This window comes from Klebsiella michiganensis (genome assembly GCA_000963575.1).
GTDB classification, from domain to species: domain Bacteria; phylum Pseudomonadota; class Gammaproteobacteria; order Enterobacterales; family Enterobacteriaceae; genus Cedecea; species Cedecea michiganensis_A.
Genome location: CP011077.1, coordinates 2,366,134 through 2,379,824, shown reverse-complemented (window position 1 = coordinate 2,379,824; position 13,691 = coordinate 2,366,134). Strand labels below are relative to the sequence as shown.

The 13,691-nt window shown below is 53.4% G+C and carries 16 protein-coding genes; 6 read left to right on the top strand and 10 right to left on the bottom strand.

Annotated features, from left to right (window positions below):
* The first annotated feature begins 58 nt into the window (after positions 1-58).
* Positions 59-841, top strand: a complete 783-nt coding sequence (locus VW41_11210; GenBank protein ID AJZ89559.1) for a hypothetical protein — start codon at positions 59-61, stop codon at positions 839-841.
* Here VW41_11210 and VW41_11205 read toward each other — a convergent pair.
* From VW41_11205 to VW41_11190, 4 genes are all read right to left on the bottom strand, one after another.
* Positions 802-1,746 carry a dienelactone hydrolase gene (locus tag VW41_11205; protein ID AJZ89558.1) on the bottom strand — a complete coding sequence of 315 codons (945 nt, stop codon included), beginning with the start codon at positions 1,744-1,746 and terminating at the stop codon, positions 802-804. The two genes, VW41_11210 and VW41_11205, sit on opposite strands and share 40 nt — an antisense overlap.
* A 111-nt stretch (positions 1,747-1,857) precedes the next feature.
* Entirely contained in the window at positions 1,858-2,508 is a 651-nt protein-coding gene (locus tag VW41_11200; GenBank protein ID AJZ89557.1) for a DNA-binding protein, read from the bottom strand.
* Positions 2,509-2,525: 17 nt separating this feature from the next.
* On the bottom strand, positions 2,526-3,506 hold the full coding sequence (locus VW41_11195) for a serine dehydratase (protein AJZ89556.1): 981 nt from the start codon (positions 3,504-3,506) through the stop codon (positions 2,526-2,528).
* Positions 3,507-3,529: 23 nt separating this feature from the next.
* Positions 3,530-3,919 carry an endoribonuclease L-PSP gene (locus VW41_11190; GenBank protein AJZ89555.1) on the bottom strand — a complete coding sequence of 130 codons (390 nt, stop codon included), beginning with the start codon at positions 3,917-3,919 and terminating at the stop codon, positions 3,530-3,532.
* Positions 3,920-4,128: 209 nt separating this feature from the next.
* Between VW41_11190 and VW41_11185 the strand changes: the two genes are divergently transcribed.
* The gene (locus VW41_11185) at positions 4,129-4,575 is read left to right on the top strand and encodes a hypothetical protein (protein AJZ89554.1); all 447 of its coding nucleotides are present in this window, start codon (positions 4,129-4,131) and stop codon (positions 4,573-4,575) included.
* A gap of 9 nt (positions 4,576-4,584) precedes the next feature.
* A complete protein-coding gene (locus tag VW41_11180) occupies positions 4,585-5,220 on the top strand; it encodes a membrane protein (GenBank protein ID AJZ89553.1) in 636 nt (211 codons plus the stop codon).
* 311 nt (positions 5,221-5,531) lie between these two features.
* Here the strand turns inward: VW41_11180 and VW41_11175 are convergent, their stop codons facing one another.
* Positions 5,532-6,209, bottom strand: a complete 678-nt coding sequence (locus VW41_11175) for a hypothetical protein (GenBank protein ID AJZ89552.1) — start codon at positions 6,207-6,209, stop codon at positions 5,532-5,534.
* 97 nt (positions 6,210-6,306) lie between these two features.
* On the opposite strand from VW41_11175, the gene VW41_11170 reads away from it, so the two are divergent.
* Positions 6,307-6,534 (top strand): hypothetical protein, encoded by a 228-nt coding sequence (locus tag VW41_11170; GenBank protein ID AJZ89551.1) that lies wholly within the window; start codon positions 6,307-6,309, stop codon positions 6,532-6,534.
* 135 nt (positions 6,535-6,669) lie between these two features.
* Here the strand turns inward: VW41_11170 and VW41_11165 are convergent, their stop codons facing one another.
* From VW41_11165 to VW41_11155, 3 genes are all read right to left on the bottom strand, one after another.
* Positions 6,670-7,335, bottom strand: coding sequence for a hypothetical protein (locus tag VW41_11165; GenBank protein ID AJZ89550.1), 666 nt, complete (start codon positions 7,333-7,335; stop codon positions 6,670-6,672).
* Positions 7,336-7,464: 129 nt separating this feature from the next.
* Positions 7,465-8,418 (bottom strand): alpha/beta hydrolase, encoded by a 954-nt coding sequence (locus tag VW41_11160; protein ID AJZ89549.1) that lies wholly within the window; start codon positions 8,416-8,418, stop codon positions 7,465-7,467.
* Entirely contained in the window at positions 8,415-9,326 is a 912-nt protein-coding gene (locus tag VW41_11155; protein ID AJZ89548.1) for a beta-lactamase, read from the bottom strand. Before VW41_11155 ends, VW41_11160 begins: the two co-directional genes overlap by 4 nt.
* 80 nt (positions 9,327-9,406) lie before the next feature.
* Between VW41_11155 and VW41_11150 the strand changes: the two genes are divergently transcribed.
* Positions 9,407-10,312, top strand: a complete 906-nt coding sequence (locus tag VW41_11150) for a LysR family transcriptional regulator (protein ID AJZ89547.1) — start codon at positions 9,407-9,409, stop codon at positions 10,310-10,312.
* Between the two features lie 32 nt (positions 10,313-10,344).
* On the opposite strand, the gene VW41_11145 is transcribed toward VW41_11150, so the two are convergent.
* Positions 10,345-11,151 (bottom strand): membrane protein, encoded by an 807-nt coding sequence (locus VW41_11145; GenBank protein AJZ89546.1) that lies wholly within the window; start codon positions 11,149-11,151, stop codon positions 10,345-10,347.
* Positions 11,152-11,364: 213 nt separating this feature from the next.
* Between VW41_11145 and VW41_11140 the strand changes: the two genes are divergently transcribed.
* Positions 11,365-12,348 (top strand): phosphatase, encoded by a 984-nt coding sequence (locus VW41_11140; protein ID AJZ91939.1) that lies wholly within the window; start codon positions 11,365-11,367, stop codon positions 12,346-12,348.
* Positions 12,349-12,396: 48 nt separating this feature from the next.
* Here the strand turns inward: VW41_11140 and VW41_11135 are convergent, their stop codons facing one another.
* Positions 12,397-13,608 carry an MFS transporter gene (locus tag VW41_11135; protein ID AJZ89545.1) on the bottom strand — a complete coding sequence of 404 codons (1,212 nt, stop codon included), beginning with the start codon at positions 13,606-13,608 and terminating at the stop codon, positions 12,397-12,399.
* Positions 13,609-13,691 lie beyond the last annotated feature (83 nt).

The following is a 13,691-nucleotide window of genomic DNA, read 5'->3' as shown; positions in this document are numbered from 1 at the left end:
TTCATACTGGCTCCCCCTAAATCGCTTTTCTGGTAAAGCTGACTTACAGGATGCCCGGATGAAGGTAATACAAGGTCTGAACAGGTTTTCACCCGTATTTCGCTTAGCACTCTCTGCTTTTTTATTTTCTCCATTTGCGGCGAATGCATCTGGCGGCACTCCCCTGAACATCGCCATATATCGGGGTGCTGCGGGCTGCGACGACTGCTCTGAAATGGTGGCAAAATCGCTGCAGAACACCGGAAAAAATATCGCCATTGCCTACATCGGTGAAAATGAAAAGCTAAAACTGACCCGGCAAAACCTGAGTAAATTTGATATCTACGTGCAACCCGGCGGCGGGCAGGATATCCCGGCGGCGTTTGATGCTATTGGTGAAAACGGCGCGCAGGCCATCAGAGACTTTGTTCACAGCGGGAAAGGGTATCTTGGCCTGTGCATGGGCGCCTATCTGGCTGACAAAGACTGGATAGGGCTTATCGATACCCCTCTTGAGTCTGAGGTTGGGCGTCCCGGTTCCGGCGTCGCGGATGAAGGTGACTACACGCTGAATATCAGCTGGGAGAATAAAAAAGAGCCTTTTTACTATCAGGATGGCCCTTATTTTAATCACGACGCTAAAAGCAGCGGCTTTACGCCAGTGGCCTGGTACAGCAACGGTGATGTGGCGATAGCCGCCTACCGCTATGGCAAAGGAAAAGTGGTGCTGACAGGCCCACACCCTGAGGCAGATGGCAGCTGGTTTGACAACAGCGTCACCGGGCATACCTCGCCTCAGAGTAAAATGACACGTCTGCTTAGCTATTTAAACACCGGCTCAAACGGCAGCCCCAGCGAGTGAACGAAGGTTTCTACCTGCGGGTACCAGCGTTTGACGCCAGCTTTGCTGTCGGCAAAGTCATGGGAGTTTTGTCCGAAGGTGCCGATATCAACCATTCGGGCTCGGCTGGCGGCCCCGGTGGCCTGGCTGGTGTAGGCGCTGAACATTTGCTGTGGCAGCGGCTGCGGCCAAAGCTGGTCGTTATCGCCATAGAACCAAAGCGACGGATAGCGCGCCTGTTTCCCGATGCTGCCATAGGCGTTGACCAGGTTTTGCTGCCAGCCGGCACAGGTTTTCATGCGCAATCCACCTGAAAAGTTAATCACCCCCAGTACGCCCGGGATTTGGCGAGTACTCAGCGCCATGGCCACCAGCCCCCCGTCTGACTGACCGGCAATCACAATGCGGGCGCGATCAACGTAAGGCAGTTTTACCAGCTCCTTGAGCGCCGCCGCGGAATCTTTTGCCTCGTCAAATGCGTGACGACGCACATCACACCCGTCTTTCGGATACTGGCCGCCTGAGGCCGCAAAGCCTTCCCGCATCGGGATCGCGACCGCAAACCCTCGGTGAACAAATACCGACGCGATTTCCAGGTGGCGGGAGCGCGGCTGCGTGCGGGCATTGCCCGGGTTTTTACCGTGATTCATCAACAGCAAGGGGAAAGGGCCGTTGCCCGGAGGCTTGTACAGCGTGGTTTCCAGCTCAACGGTTCTGCCTTCCGTTTGCACAGGCAGCATCACAATCTGCTCGTTGAGCCGGCTTTCCAGCCGCAGGGATGATGCAGCGTTGTGCCCGGCGGAACTGCAGCCGCTGATGCTGAGACCAAAAGCCGCAGCCGGCAGTCCAATGATGATATGAAACAAAATACCGGAGCGCTGAGGCTCCTGAGATAAAGGCGCTACCAGCCACTTCAAAGAACCCATCTGTCTGCCCTGGCAAGTAAACTGCGATTTGAATGACGCCATGTCGTCTACGGACAGCGAAGGTTTGCAGACGAAGAGGGAAAAAAGCGCAGTTTTTCCTCTCCGTGGTTGTCAGCAGCCCGTCTCGTCTACGGATGACTGTTGTTTTGCATACAAATAAACCGATGCCCGGGAAACGCCCAAATGCTGCGCCACGGTTTCCATCGATTTACGGATATCCAGTAATCCTTCTTTTTTTAACGTCTGCAACAGCTCAATTCTTTCTGAAGTTTTCAGCGCGCGTGGCGTCGTCCCTATGCCGGCGGCATAGCGATCGATTCTAAGCCTGATGGCTTCAGAACCCGCAGGCCCAATGTGTTCCACCACCGGGCCTGACGTGGTGTCGGTAAAGCGTGCCAGCGCGCTTTGCATTCCTCTGAACAAGGTCATATCCAGGTTCAGGCAGAGTGCCGCGACGTAATTCCCGGCGTCATCTTTCAGCCCAATAGACGTGCTTTTTACCGGGCGTCCGTCGGCAAACTGGTTGGCATAATTGGCGATCACCGCCGGGAAATCAGGGGAGGCGATGCGCGCCAGCCCCATTTCCGTTGCACCCTGGCCAACCTCACGGCCGGACAGGTTGTTATGGATAGAGAGGATAGAGTGATCGGGCTGTTTCAGGTCGTGCACTACCACCTCACAAAAAGGTGCGAAAGTTTCACTCAACCCCCGGGCGATGCTCTCGAGCTGGTCGAGCAGGGCACTGTTTTCTGATTTTGACACTCTATCTCTCCTTCTGATTAACGCGGTGCGGCAGCGGCCAGAAATTCAGCGTAGCGGCTGATATCGACGTTGCCGCCGCTGATGATAATCCCGATTCGCTTCCCGCGCAGACTCTCTTTCATCCCGCGCGCGGCGGCGAAGCCAAGGCAACCCGTCGGCTCGACCACCATTTTCATGCGCTCGGCAAAAAACTTCATCGATGCGATCAGCTCTTCGTCGGTGGCGGTGAAAATATCGTCCACGTTCTGGCAAATCATCTGGAAGGTGTAGTCCCCCAGGAAAGTGGTTTGCGCGCCATCGGCGATAGTTTTGGGTGTATCAATACGCACAATTTGCCGATGTCGGAACGACTGCTGGGCATCGTTCCCGGCTTCCGGCTCCACGCCGTAGACTTTACAGTTGGGGGAAAGATGACGCGCCGCCAGGGCGCAGCCGGAAATCAACCCGCCGCCGCCCAGGCAGACAAACAGCGCGTCCAGCTCGCCGACCTCGTCAAACAGCTCTTTCGCCGCGGTGCCCTGGCCTGCAATGACGTGCGGATGATCGTAAGGCGGGATCAGCGTCAGGCCATATTTATCCGCCAGATCTTTGCCTATCTGCTGCCGGTCTTCGGTGTAGCGGTTATAGAGAATGACTTTGCCGCCGTATTCCCGCGTGGCGGCTATTTTGGCCGCCGGGGCATCTTCCGGCATCACGATGGTTGCCGGAATACCCAGCAGTCCTGCGGCAAGGGCAATTGCCTGGGCGTGGTTCCCGGAGGAGAAGGCCACCACCCCAGCTTCTTTCTGCTCCGGCGTAAACTGGGCGAGGGCGTTCATGGCCCCGCGGAACTTAAACGCCCCCATTCGCTGATAGTTTTCGCATTTGAAAAAGACGTCGGCGCCAAACTCTTCATTTACGGTGCGGGATGTCATGACCGGGGTACGGTTGGCATGGCCCTCAATGCGCTGAGCCGCCGCGACCACATCTTCATAAACGGGGAGAACTAATTCACTCATTTTGCCACCTTTAAACGGTTGTCTTATTCAGAGAGCGCCACGGCTTCAATTTCGAGCGCCGCGCCGTAATGGAGTTGTGCAACGCCGGCCACCGCGCGGGAAGGGCGGTGCTCGCCGATCCACGCCGCATAGATGCGGTTAAACACCGGCCAGAGATTGATGTCCGTGATATACACCCGCACGGAGACAAGATGTTGTTTCGTCACCCCCGCGCAGGCCAGGCAAGACTCAATATTTTGCAGCACCAGCTGAGCCTGCTCCTCAAAAGGCGCTTCACATCGCGGTGTGCCGTCCGCCGCCAGGGGAAGCTGGCCGGAAATAAACACCAAACCGCCTGCAGTGGCGGTATGGGAATAGTGCCCCACGGGGGCAGGAGCCTGTTCGATATTGCGTAGCCTGATGTCCGGGGCCATGTTACCTCTCAATCGCGGTCGGATTTAGACAAATAATCTATATCTGGACTAAATGTTGATCAAGGGATTTTCAACATGAAAAGCAGCAAGGGAGATAGTGGTGAACTGGATAGAGAGGAGAGAGCCCGTAGCGCGGTCGTTAGAGCGGGAAATGGCAATGTGTTACTATAATAAAAATGGGGTCTTAAGGGGTTAGGGATTATAACTATATGAGATTTTATGGCATCGATTATCTACAAACACAGTCTAATATTAATGATTATTTAAAATACATCATTATATTTGGTGCTTTATTTATTTTGATCGTTTTTTTTAGCCTGTACATGCGTCATCGCTTACAAACTAAATATCGAGACTTGACAATTATCGTCTTCTTATTTTTACTCTTCATTTCTGGTGTTCAGTATGCAGATTATACCGACAGTCAAAATATACATTCTCAATCATCACAAATGGTAAACTTTGTTAAGTTGTTATCACAAGAAAAAGAAGTGAGCATGGATTCTATATTTTCAAACTCAATACAACTCTCGGATGGCATTATCGTTAAAATTAATGATTTTTACTATCGCGTTAATTTAAGTCCGGATCAAAAAACATATAGTTTAGTTGAGGTGTCGTTAGTAAACCCAGGCATAGAAATCATAAAAAACTGAGGAGCAGAAATGATAATTTACACGCCGATCATGATAAAATTGGGCCTGGGGATACTGTGTCTGATTATTCAAATAAATCTCATGGGGAAGGGCAACCTGGCGCCTTCATCCGCGATGGACCAGGTTCAGAACTATGTGCTCGGGGGGATTATCGGTGGCGTAATTTATAATGAATCGATAACAGTGCTACAGTTTGTTTTGGTGTTAATTATATGGACCTTTCTCGTCTTTGTCCTTAAATTTTTAAAAGAGAACAATCGGCTAGTTAAAAGAATTATTGATGGCAAGCCTATCACCCTGGTGCATAATGGCAGTGTCAATGTTAAGGAGTGTTTACGCAATGGTGTTTCTGCAAATGATTTGATGTTCAAGTTAAGGGCGAATGGTATTTATGAAATAGAACAATTGAAGCGCGTAGTTCTCGAACAGAATGGGCAGTTAACCATTATACAAAGTGGTGATGAGAATATACGTTATCCAATTATAGTTGATGGCTTAGCTAACCATGATTTGCTCGAAATCCTTAACAAGGACAACGACTGGTTAGAAAAAGAAGTTATCAAGCAGGGCTTTAATAAAATCAGCGAAGTATATTTAGGCGAGTATCTCTCGGGCAGGATTAATTTATACGGGTATGAAAGATAATATCTAAAACTAAGAGACTGACCTTTGGGGTATAGATAAAAAACGAATGCACTTGATCCCTTATATATCCCTTTCCAGGGGAGCCTCGCGGTCTCCCCTGGATTTTCGGCTTAAAGGGAGGCTTTCTCGTCGAGGAAATGCTGGACAGACGAGGATGCAGCTCACTTAGAGCACAGCTTCAGGCCAGCATAGCGGCATAAAAAACCCCACCGCGCGGGTGGGGCGAGACCATTTATTTACCAGACCAGACCAGGCGCCAGGCAGGACCGCTGTAAAACTTCCGCTCTGCGAGAGGCGCGGACGCTGTACTACTAGTAAAACTGACACGAAAAAGTCCAGAGCCCCTCTGGTGACTTGTGAAAGTAGCCGATACCATTGTCCGCCCACATCCAGTTTACCTTTTCCTCTGACCCCACCTGAAAAACAAAATCTTTAATCCCCGCCCCGTGTTGTATTTCCTTCGGATATCCTCCGACCTTGGTTCCACTGTAGCGATTGAAATCATCAAAGAAGCTGTTAGCAGCCTCTTCATCATCGTTTACCTCAGAAAGATCAATAATATCCCAGGCATCCTCCCATCCTGGAGCATCATCATTCACGCTCAGCCATCGAACCGGAAATGCACGATAAGGTGTCTCCGTTGCAGGCAATAACTCCAGCCCCTCAAGGGTGGCATATTCTCGTATTAGCCATCCTTCACCATGAGGATTATCAAACGGATAGCTTTCTATATTGTGATAGAGCACCAGGAGTGCGACATCCTTCAGTTGTTCAGGGATCACCGGAAGCTCATCGATACGAATCTGAAGAAGCGGAAACATCGGCTGTCCTTTCCAGACGGGCAGCCCTTCGCCAGGTAAAGAGACTCCTTTCAAAAACCAGGAAGTAATGGGGTCTGCTTTAGGGCGAAAACCACCGACCTGCGCCACAGATGCGGGACGTAGTTTGGATCTCAGTGCTTCTAAAACTAACGCACTCTTGGCTTTCATACTTGCATCCTTGTTAAGTTGTTCTGGAGGGTATGTAACAACACGCTATTTATGCCAGAATGATGAAAATTCAGCGAATAATGAAGACTGACTGATAATGACTATTGTATTTATCCCGGCATTGATTGCATTACTTGAAGTAAAAGAGAAGGCAATTGGCCGTGAACTACTCCAGCATGAAGTTGAGGCAATACGAGATAATGCGACCGCTATTGAATTACCGACTGAGATTGCCATAGACATGACTAAAAGCCGAGGCTATCAAGATATTGATGCGGAAAATGTTTGGCATGAATGGTTAATGCTCAAAAACAATAAATCATAAAAGATGTTGAAGAGTGACAAACGGAAACCCTCAAAATCAGTGAACAGAGGAGAGGTGGGGGAAAGACCGATCATTCTTCCTTCACCCCTGACAGACCTGAATGGGCGGCAAGGAAGCGCAACAAACTTACAGAAATTATTCGTGCTTAAATTGAGCGATCAAATCCACGCATAACGCCCAGTGTTCAACAACAGGCACAGTAATCCGCGAACGCTGATCTATAGATAACTGGGGGGCGCTCCAGAGGTATGGATAAAAGGAGTACACCAGATCGCCATTCATTGAAGTTGTATCTTCTCGCCAATCTGTCCAACGCACATTTTTGTAGAATAAGTTCAAATCACCGCAAAGCGCCCAATGCAGAAAACCTGAATAGCTAGTATCGAGGCTTTCCCATTCAAGAGTATCAGGTGGGAGGTAATACACACCGCAACGATCTTCACCGAATTCTCCCCCGTTAAGTGCAAAAAAGCCTCCCGATGCATCATCCGCAATCAATAATGCCTTAAATGGCCGGGTGGCTATCACCTCTTGTGTCCAGGAAGCCAGCCTTCGTGTCAGTCTGTTATGGCCGGAGCCTAAAATACGCAACCAACCATTATCAACAACTATACCTCCCGTTTCGTATGCTACAGCACCGAGCGGAGAGGATGTGGTTACCTGAAGCTGGTGTAAATCGAAGCTTGCTTGTTCTGGGTCACAGGGAAGAATTTCATAGTTATTGGTTGCTACGTTCAACGATTGTTGGACTGTAAGCCAGCCAGACTTATGCTCATCAACTAATTCAGCTAGATCCCTCATCATTTTCCTTATCCGCATTACGCAGCGTTATCTCTTTAATCGGACGCTCAATCGATAACATTAGTATGAATCGCATATATTTCTTAAAACATTTTGGGGGATCTTTCTGACATCCCCCAGATTTGCGCCTTAAACAGGGGCTTTCTCGTCGAGGAAATGCTGGACAGCGGTAAACACCTGCCAGCGGTTTTTCTCCATAAAGACCGAATGCGTCCCTTCACCAATTTCAACCCAACGGCGATAAGGAGCCTGGGTTAGCTGCGAAAATAGCGTTTTTGACAACTCAAGCGGGCAGTCTCTGTCCCAGTCGGCATGAACGATAAGCACCGGAACACGGATCTGCGCGGCATCATACAGCGCACGACCTGCCGACCAGATTTCGCGGCTATCCTGCACCGTGCCATTAGGGGCTTTGATAGCCGCATCTTCGGCGGGCCCAAACGTCGCATCCGCCCAGGCGTCAAACCAGGCTTGCGGCAGCACACTTTCCCGCTCACTTTCAGGTACACCATTCAGCCAGCGGGCTTTGGCCGAACTGCGTTTGACCACCCGATAGGCGCCAAGCTCTCCGCCGGTATCCGAAGCGCTGGGGGTATCGCGGATCCACTGCGGAGCAAGCAGCACCAGCTTATTCACTGCGCCATTGTGCGCGGTAGTGTAGGTTGCCATCAGCGCCGCTCCCCAGGACCAGCCAATCAGATTGATCGCTGCATGCCCAGTCTGCCGTCGAATAAAGTCCACTGCTGAAGCCACATCGCTAACGGCCACCGGTGTTCGCACCACGGGCGCATTTTGCTCCGGCGGCTCGGCCATTTCTGCAGGTTTTGATGACTGGCCATAACCACGCACATCCACCAGCCAGGCGTCGTAACCCGCGTGAGCCAGATTATCCATCCACGAAGTGCCGTCCAGGGCTAAATCAAACGAGGTCGACGCCGGGTAGGTCGATCCGGCGACAAACAGTACCGTGCGGGCACCGGGGATCGCGGTGAGATCGCCACGTCTCTTGTTACGGACATAAAGCTCAATGCCTGGCGTTGTAGTGGGAATATAAAAGTCGTTACGTAGAATCTCAGGTGTCATTTCACGTCCTCCAGGTGAATAAAATGCCAGTCAAAGCTGTCCCCACGGCGCGTGACGCGCCCGGCTGAGGTGCTGGCAAAATGGGCGGTAAAAAGGGTGCTCTGATGCTCGGCAGCATGCTCAAGAAGCCAGCGGCGAGACTCACGAGCCTGCTGCTGGTCAGCGCAAAACCGACTGTTCCAGGCCGGCCGATAAACCTGTAGCGGCTGGTGCATGATGTCACCGCAGAAAAGTCCGCCCCGCTGGCGATGCCCGTTATTCAGCAATTCAAAAGTGATGTGCCCTGGGCTGTGCCCCGGTGTCGGGTGAATAAGAAGCGCATCGGCAATGGCCGTGGTGCCTTCCACAATAATGGCCTGGTTGCGCTCAAGAATCGGCCTGACGCTGTCGTTGAAGACGTTGGCGTTGAACCCCTCATCGTCCTGATGCGTCAGCCAGTAATCGTATTCTTTGCGAGAAAACACGTAGCGGGCGTTGGGGAAGGTCGGTTCCCAGCGGCCATCAATGAGCTGCGTATTCCAGCCACAGTGATCGGCGTGCAGATGAGTGCACATCACGTAATCCACGCTCTCTGGCGTCACGCCAGCCTCCGACAGCCGGTTCAGAAACGGCAAATCAAGCTGGTGGAAGCGGGGCAGTGAAGGGCGCTCTTTGTGGTTGCCTGCACAGGTATCAATCAGAATAGTGTGATGCCGGGTGCGCACCACCCAGCTATGAATGCTGGCGATAAATCGCCGCGAGACCACGTCGAAGCACTCGGGCACCATCAGCTCGCGATGCTCCTCCAACAAAGCTGGGTCCCAGTCAGGGTAAAGAAAATCAGGGGCAAATCCCGGCCCGCGTTGTTCAACCACGCGGGTAACGGAAACATCATGAAGCTGGAATTTCAACACGGCAGGTAACCTCATCAGGTTTTAACTTGCGGTTGATGCTAATGAGATAAGTCAGTACCGTGAAATCGATAATCAGGATGCCAGGTATAAGCTACATGAATCTCTCCGGTCACAATCTTGCATTGCTTGCCTCATTGAATACTCTGCTGGAGGAGTGCAACGTCACCCGCGCGGCGGAAAAGTTGAATATCAGCCAACCTGCACTGTCTGCTCAACTGGCGAGGCTACGGGATCTGTTTGAGGATCAGCTTCTGATCCCCGCACAGTCGGGCAGAGGAATGGTGCGGACGTCATTGGGGTCGCATCTGCGTGAACCTTTGCGCCGGGCGCTGCAAACGCTTGAAGAAGTGGTGGCACAGCAGCCGGAATTCGATCCCGCCCGCGCGCACCGCACGTTTACTCTGGGAGCAAACGACAATGCCGCCGCGATTATTGCCCCTCGCTTGATTAAACTCACCCGCGACGCCGGCTGGCATCATATTCGCTTTGCGTTTATTGCCCCGCAGACGAACCGGCTTCAGAGCCAGTTAGAAACGGGTGAAATCGATATAGCTTTAACCTCACGGGATGCCGTGCCGGGTGCGCAGCAACTGCCGCTGGTCGATGAGGCGTTCCAACTGGCGCAGAGAAAAGGCCATCCGAGAGGAAATGAGCCGCTGACGCTGGAAAGTTATGCCAGTCTTGAGCACATTTTAGTGTCCGGCCAGGGAGGCGGGTTTCGGGGATTTATTGACGATTTGCTGGCTGACCAGGGCCTGGCCCGCCGGGTGGGCGTTTCCGTGCAGTTTTACAGTCTGGTGCCGCTGATTTTGCAGAACAGCGACCTGGTCTGCACGCTACCGGCCCGTTTTCTGTCTCGCTATCACGAAGTGCTTGATTCATTCCCGTTGCCGTTTGATGTCCGCCATTTCAGCCTGTATGCCACCTGGCACCGTCGGTTTGACGATGATGCCGCCCACCGCTGGCTTAGAGCGCAGCTTCAGGCCAGCGTGGCGGCATAAAAAACCCCACCGCACGGGTGGGGTGAGACAACTTATTTCCCGGACCAGGTACGCAGCGCATTTTCACGCGCTTCGGCCTGCTGGGCGGCATTCAGCTTGAAGTAGTTTGGCGCTAAAGCACCTTCCCAGTCGCCGTACATTGGGTTCGGCAGAACAATAAACTGGGTGCCAAATTTGCTGCGGTTATCGCTGGCAAACTGCTGACGCTGCGGCTGATCCTTGTGGTAAGTCGCTTTGCCAAAGTCATTCAGGTTGTCGCCGATGTACATCACCACATCATAACCTTCGGCTTTTATAGCATCGAAACGGGCCTGCTTGTTGGAGCTGTCGGTTTTCAGGCGCACGGTTTTGTCGCTCACGCCGGTAAAGCCCAGGGCTTTCATGTTGGCCACAGTAGCGTCGAAGTCTTTGCTGTCACGGTTAGAGACGTAGAACATCGTGCCGCCGTGGCTGTTCACGTAGTTAGCAAAATCCACCGCGCCTGGCACGGCCAGCGCCTGGCGAGCCTGAGTCCACTGGGACCAGGTTTTGTCGTCAAACGGCTTGTTGTTTTTGGCCTGCCACGCGCTGTAAGCGCTGTTGTCGAGCATGGTTTCATCCAGATCCACGATAACGGCCCGCTTAGCGTGCCCCTGTTTTGCGGATTGATCCCACGCGGCACGAGCGCTGTTAAATGACTGGTATGCCAGGGCACGGTATTCACCGGACTGCTGGAACCAGTCTACCGCCATCACCGTCTGGCTGGCCAGTTTCTGGTCCGCCGCCTGCTGCTGATTGGCGCACCCTGTCAGGCTGACCAGTACCAGCGCCACCGCGCCACACACTAAACTTTTCTTCATTATTTTGTCCTTACCCTTGCTTTTATCATTAACGCCATTGATACCTGCCAGCCCCCGCACTGAACAATGCGGTGACTTTTTCTAACAAAATCAGCAGGTATTGTTAAAAAGTGTTTTACCGAATATTAAAGCTACGTTATCAATAGCTTTTTAATGGATTGACACTGGATACTCAATATGACAAAAATATTTCGACGCAATTTTTTTCCCCTGATGGTGATGGCGGCCTTACCCGGCGTGAGCTTTGCGGCCCACGCCGCTGGCTGTGAAGAGACGCGAGCGGGCATCGATATGGGCTCTGGCACCACCAAGCTGGTGGTCGCCAAAGTGGATACCTGCAAGCAGCGCATCAACAAAGTGCTGTTCGAGGATCAGCGTCCGATCGGTTTTAACGAAGATCTGTCCAAATCCGCGGACAACACCCTCAGCCCGGCGATTCAACAGCAAGGGCAGGCGGCGCTGCGTGAGCTAACGGCAGAAGCCGCCCGCTATCATCCCGCCCGCTTTAACGGCGTGGCTACCGCCGTTTTCCGCAGTGCTTCTAACGCCCAGCAGGTGATTGATGCCTTCAACCGTGCTGCCCCGGTGAATTTAAAAATTATTACTCAGGAACAAGAGGCCGAGCTGGGGTTCCTGTCCGCCAAAGCGTCGATGCCGGTGCCGCTGGCAGACGACCAGATGGTGGTCTGGGACATCGGCGGCGGCTCGATGCAGATGACGACCTGGCTGCAAAAACACGACAAATGGCAGCCGGAGATTTACCAGGGCAAGCTGGCCTCCGTCACGCTCAAGAACTACATCATCGACGTGGGGAAAAACAAAGACCTGCATGATGTCAGCTCGCCAAATCCGATTGGCTCCCTGCGCGACGGCGTACTGCGGTTTGTTCGCTTCTATGCCACAACCCACGTCAGCCCGGAGATGAAACAGGCGCTGGCGAAGCGTACCGTCGTGGGTATCGGCGGGGTGCATGACTTCTCCGTCAGCAAGCAGCTTAACGAAAAGGTCTACACCCTCGCCGATCTGCAAAAAGTCTCCGGCAGCCAGGTCTGGAAAGGGGACTCAGAGCTGCGCGGTGATTACCGGGCCACGGATGTCAGCAACCTGCTGCTGGTTCAGGGCTATATGGAAGCACTGAAAATCCCTGAGGTGACCGTGGTGAAGGCCAATCTTGTTCAGGGCGTGCTGATTCAGTAACGTCGTTTGATTCCGGCGGCGGCCATTTTCGTGCCGCCGCCTGCGGCATTAGCTGCGCTTCCGCTGCCCGACAAGATGGATGAGAAGTCCGAGCAGGCTAAGCCCACCGCCCAGCATCGAAGCCAGTTCCCAGCCTCCCAGCCGCCACATCAGGCTCGCGCCCCAGGATCCCAGCGCGCCACCGATAAACATTCCGCTCATAAAGACCGTATTAATCCTGCTGCGGGCTTCCGGCCTTAGGGCATAAATCACATGCTGGTTAGAGATCAGCGCCGACTGCTCGCCAAGATCCATCAGGATAATGCCAATCACCAGCCCGGTGAGCGAAGTCCACAGCCCCAGCACCGCAAAAGAGATAACCATGACCAGCGCCCCAAGCCCGATAACCGTATACGGCCCCCGGCGGTCGGCAATCCGCCCGGCAAACGGCGCAATCAGGATGCCCACGGCGCCCACAATGCCCATCATACCGGCGACGTCAGCGCCGAGGTGAAAGGCGGCGTGCAGCTGCAAGGCCAGAATGGTCCACAGGCCGATAAACGAGCCAAACAGCGCGGCCTGAATCCAGGTTGCCCGCCGCAGCAGAGGTTCTTCACGCCATAGAGAAACCAGCGAACGCATCAGGCTCATGTAGCTCTGTTTATTGCCTGACCTGTGGTGTGGCAGGGTAAAGAACAGCATTAACCAGCCGAAGGCGGTCGCCACGGAGCCCAGCCAGAAGGTGGCCCGCCATCCCCAGTGATCGCCGCTAAAACCGCCCACTGCCCGGCCAAGCAATATGCCGCACAGCACGCCGCTCATTACCGTGCCGACCACCTGCCCACGGCGCTCCGGTTTAGCCAGCTCGGCGGCGAACGGCACAATTTGCTGGGCAACGGAGCCCGTTACGCCCACCGCGGCGGAGGCAATCACAATCGTGACGACATTGGGCGCTAAGGCGAGGCACGCCAGCGCTACCGCCAGCCCCGCGGCCTGGCAAAGGATCAGGGTACGGCGGTTAATCTTGTCGCCCAGCGGCACAAGTAAGAACAAGCCAAAGGCAAACCCAAGCTGCGTTGCCGTCGGCGCTAGGCTGACAAGCGCGAGCTGCCCCGGAAACGCCTGCTGAAGCAGTTCCAGCAGCGGCTGGTTGTAGTAGACATTGGCGACAAACACGCCGCAGGCCAGCGCCATAATCAGCAGTAGGGTGGAGGTTAAAGGCGAGTTTTTTTCCGCCTCGGGTGGGCGATTCAGGGTGACGCTCAGGGGATTGTCCGACATGATTTTTCTCTCCAGGGATGACGAGCCCTGATGCTGAACGATTGTTCGCCCGCAATCTTTGCCCTAGAATTTCAGACTTCTGA

Bases quoted from the DNA above. Each gene is read 5' to 3' on its own strand.
- VW41_11210 (AJZ89559.1), top strand. From the start codon at position 59: ATGAAGGTAATACAAGGTCTGAACAGGTTTTCACCCGTATTTCGCTTA.
- VW41_11205 (AJZ89558.1), bottom strand. From the start codon at position 1,746: ATGGGTTCTTTGAAGTGGCTGGTAGCGCCTTTATCTCAGGAGCCTCAG.
- VW41_11195 (AJZ89556.1), bottom strand. From the start codon at position 3,506: ATGAGTGAATTAGTTCTCCCCGTTTATGAAGATGTGGTCGCGGCGGCT.
- VW41_11190 (AJZ89555.1), bottom strand. From the start codon at position 3,919: ATGGCCCCGGACATCAGGCTACGCAATATCGAACAGGCTCCTGCCCCC.
- VW41_11185 (AJZ89554.1), top strand. From the start codon at position 4,129: ATGAGATTTTATGGCATCGATTATCTACAAACACAGTCTAATATTAAT.
- VW41_11180 (AJZ89553.1), top strand. From the start codon at position 4,585: ATGATAATTTACACGCCGATCATGATAAAATTGGGCCTGGGGATACTG.
- VW41_11175 (AJZ89552.1), bottom strand. From the start codon at position 6,209: ATGAAAGCCAAGAGTGCGTTAGTTTTAGAAGCACTGAGATCCAAACTA.
- VW41_11170 (AJZ89551.1), top strand. From the start codon at position 6,307: ATGACTATTGTATTTATCCCGGCATTGATTGCATTACTTGAAGTAAAA.
- VW41_11165 (AJZ89550.1), bottom strand. From the start codon at position 7,335: ATGAGGGATCTAGCTGAATTAGTTGATGAGCATAAGTCTGGCTGGCTT.
- VW41_11160 (AJZ89549.1), bottom strand. From the start codon at position 8,418: ATGACACCTGAGATTCTACGTAACGACTTTTATATTCCCACTACAACG.
- VW41_11155 (AJZ89548.1), bottom strand. From the start codon at position 9,326: ATGAGGTTACCTGCCGTGTTGAAATTCCAGCTTCATGATGTTTCCGTT.
- VW41_11150 (AJZ89547.1), top strand. From the start codon at position 9,407: ATGAATCTCTCCGGTCACAATCTTGCATTGCTTGCCTCATTGAATACT.
- VW41_11145 (AJZ89546.1), bottom strand. From the start codon at position 11,151: ATGAAGAAAAGTTTAGTGTGTGGCGCGGTGGCGCTGGTACTGGTCAGC.
- VW41_11140 (AJZ91939.1), top strand. From the start codon at position 11,365: ATGGTGATGGCGGCCTTACCCGGCGTGAGCTTTGCGGCCCACGCCGCT.
- VW41_11135 (AJZ89545.1), bottom strand. From the start codon at position 13,608: ATGTCGGACAATCCCCTGAGCGTCACCCTGAATCGCCCACCCGAGGCG.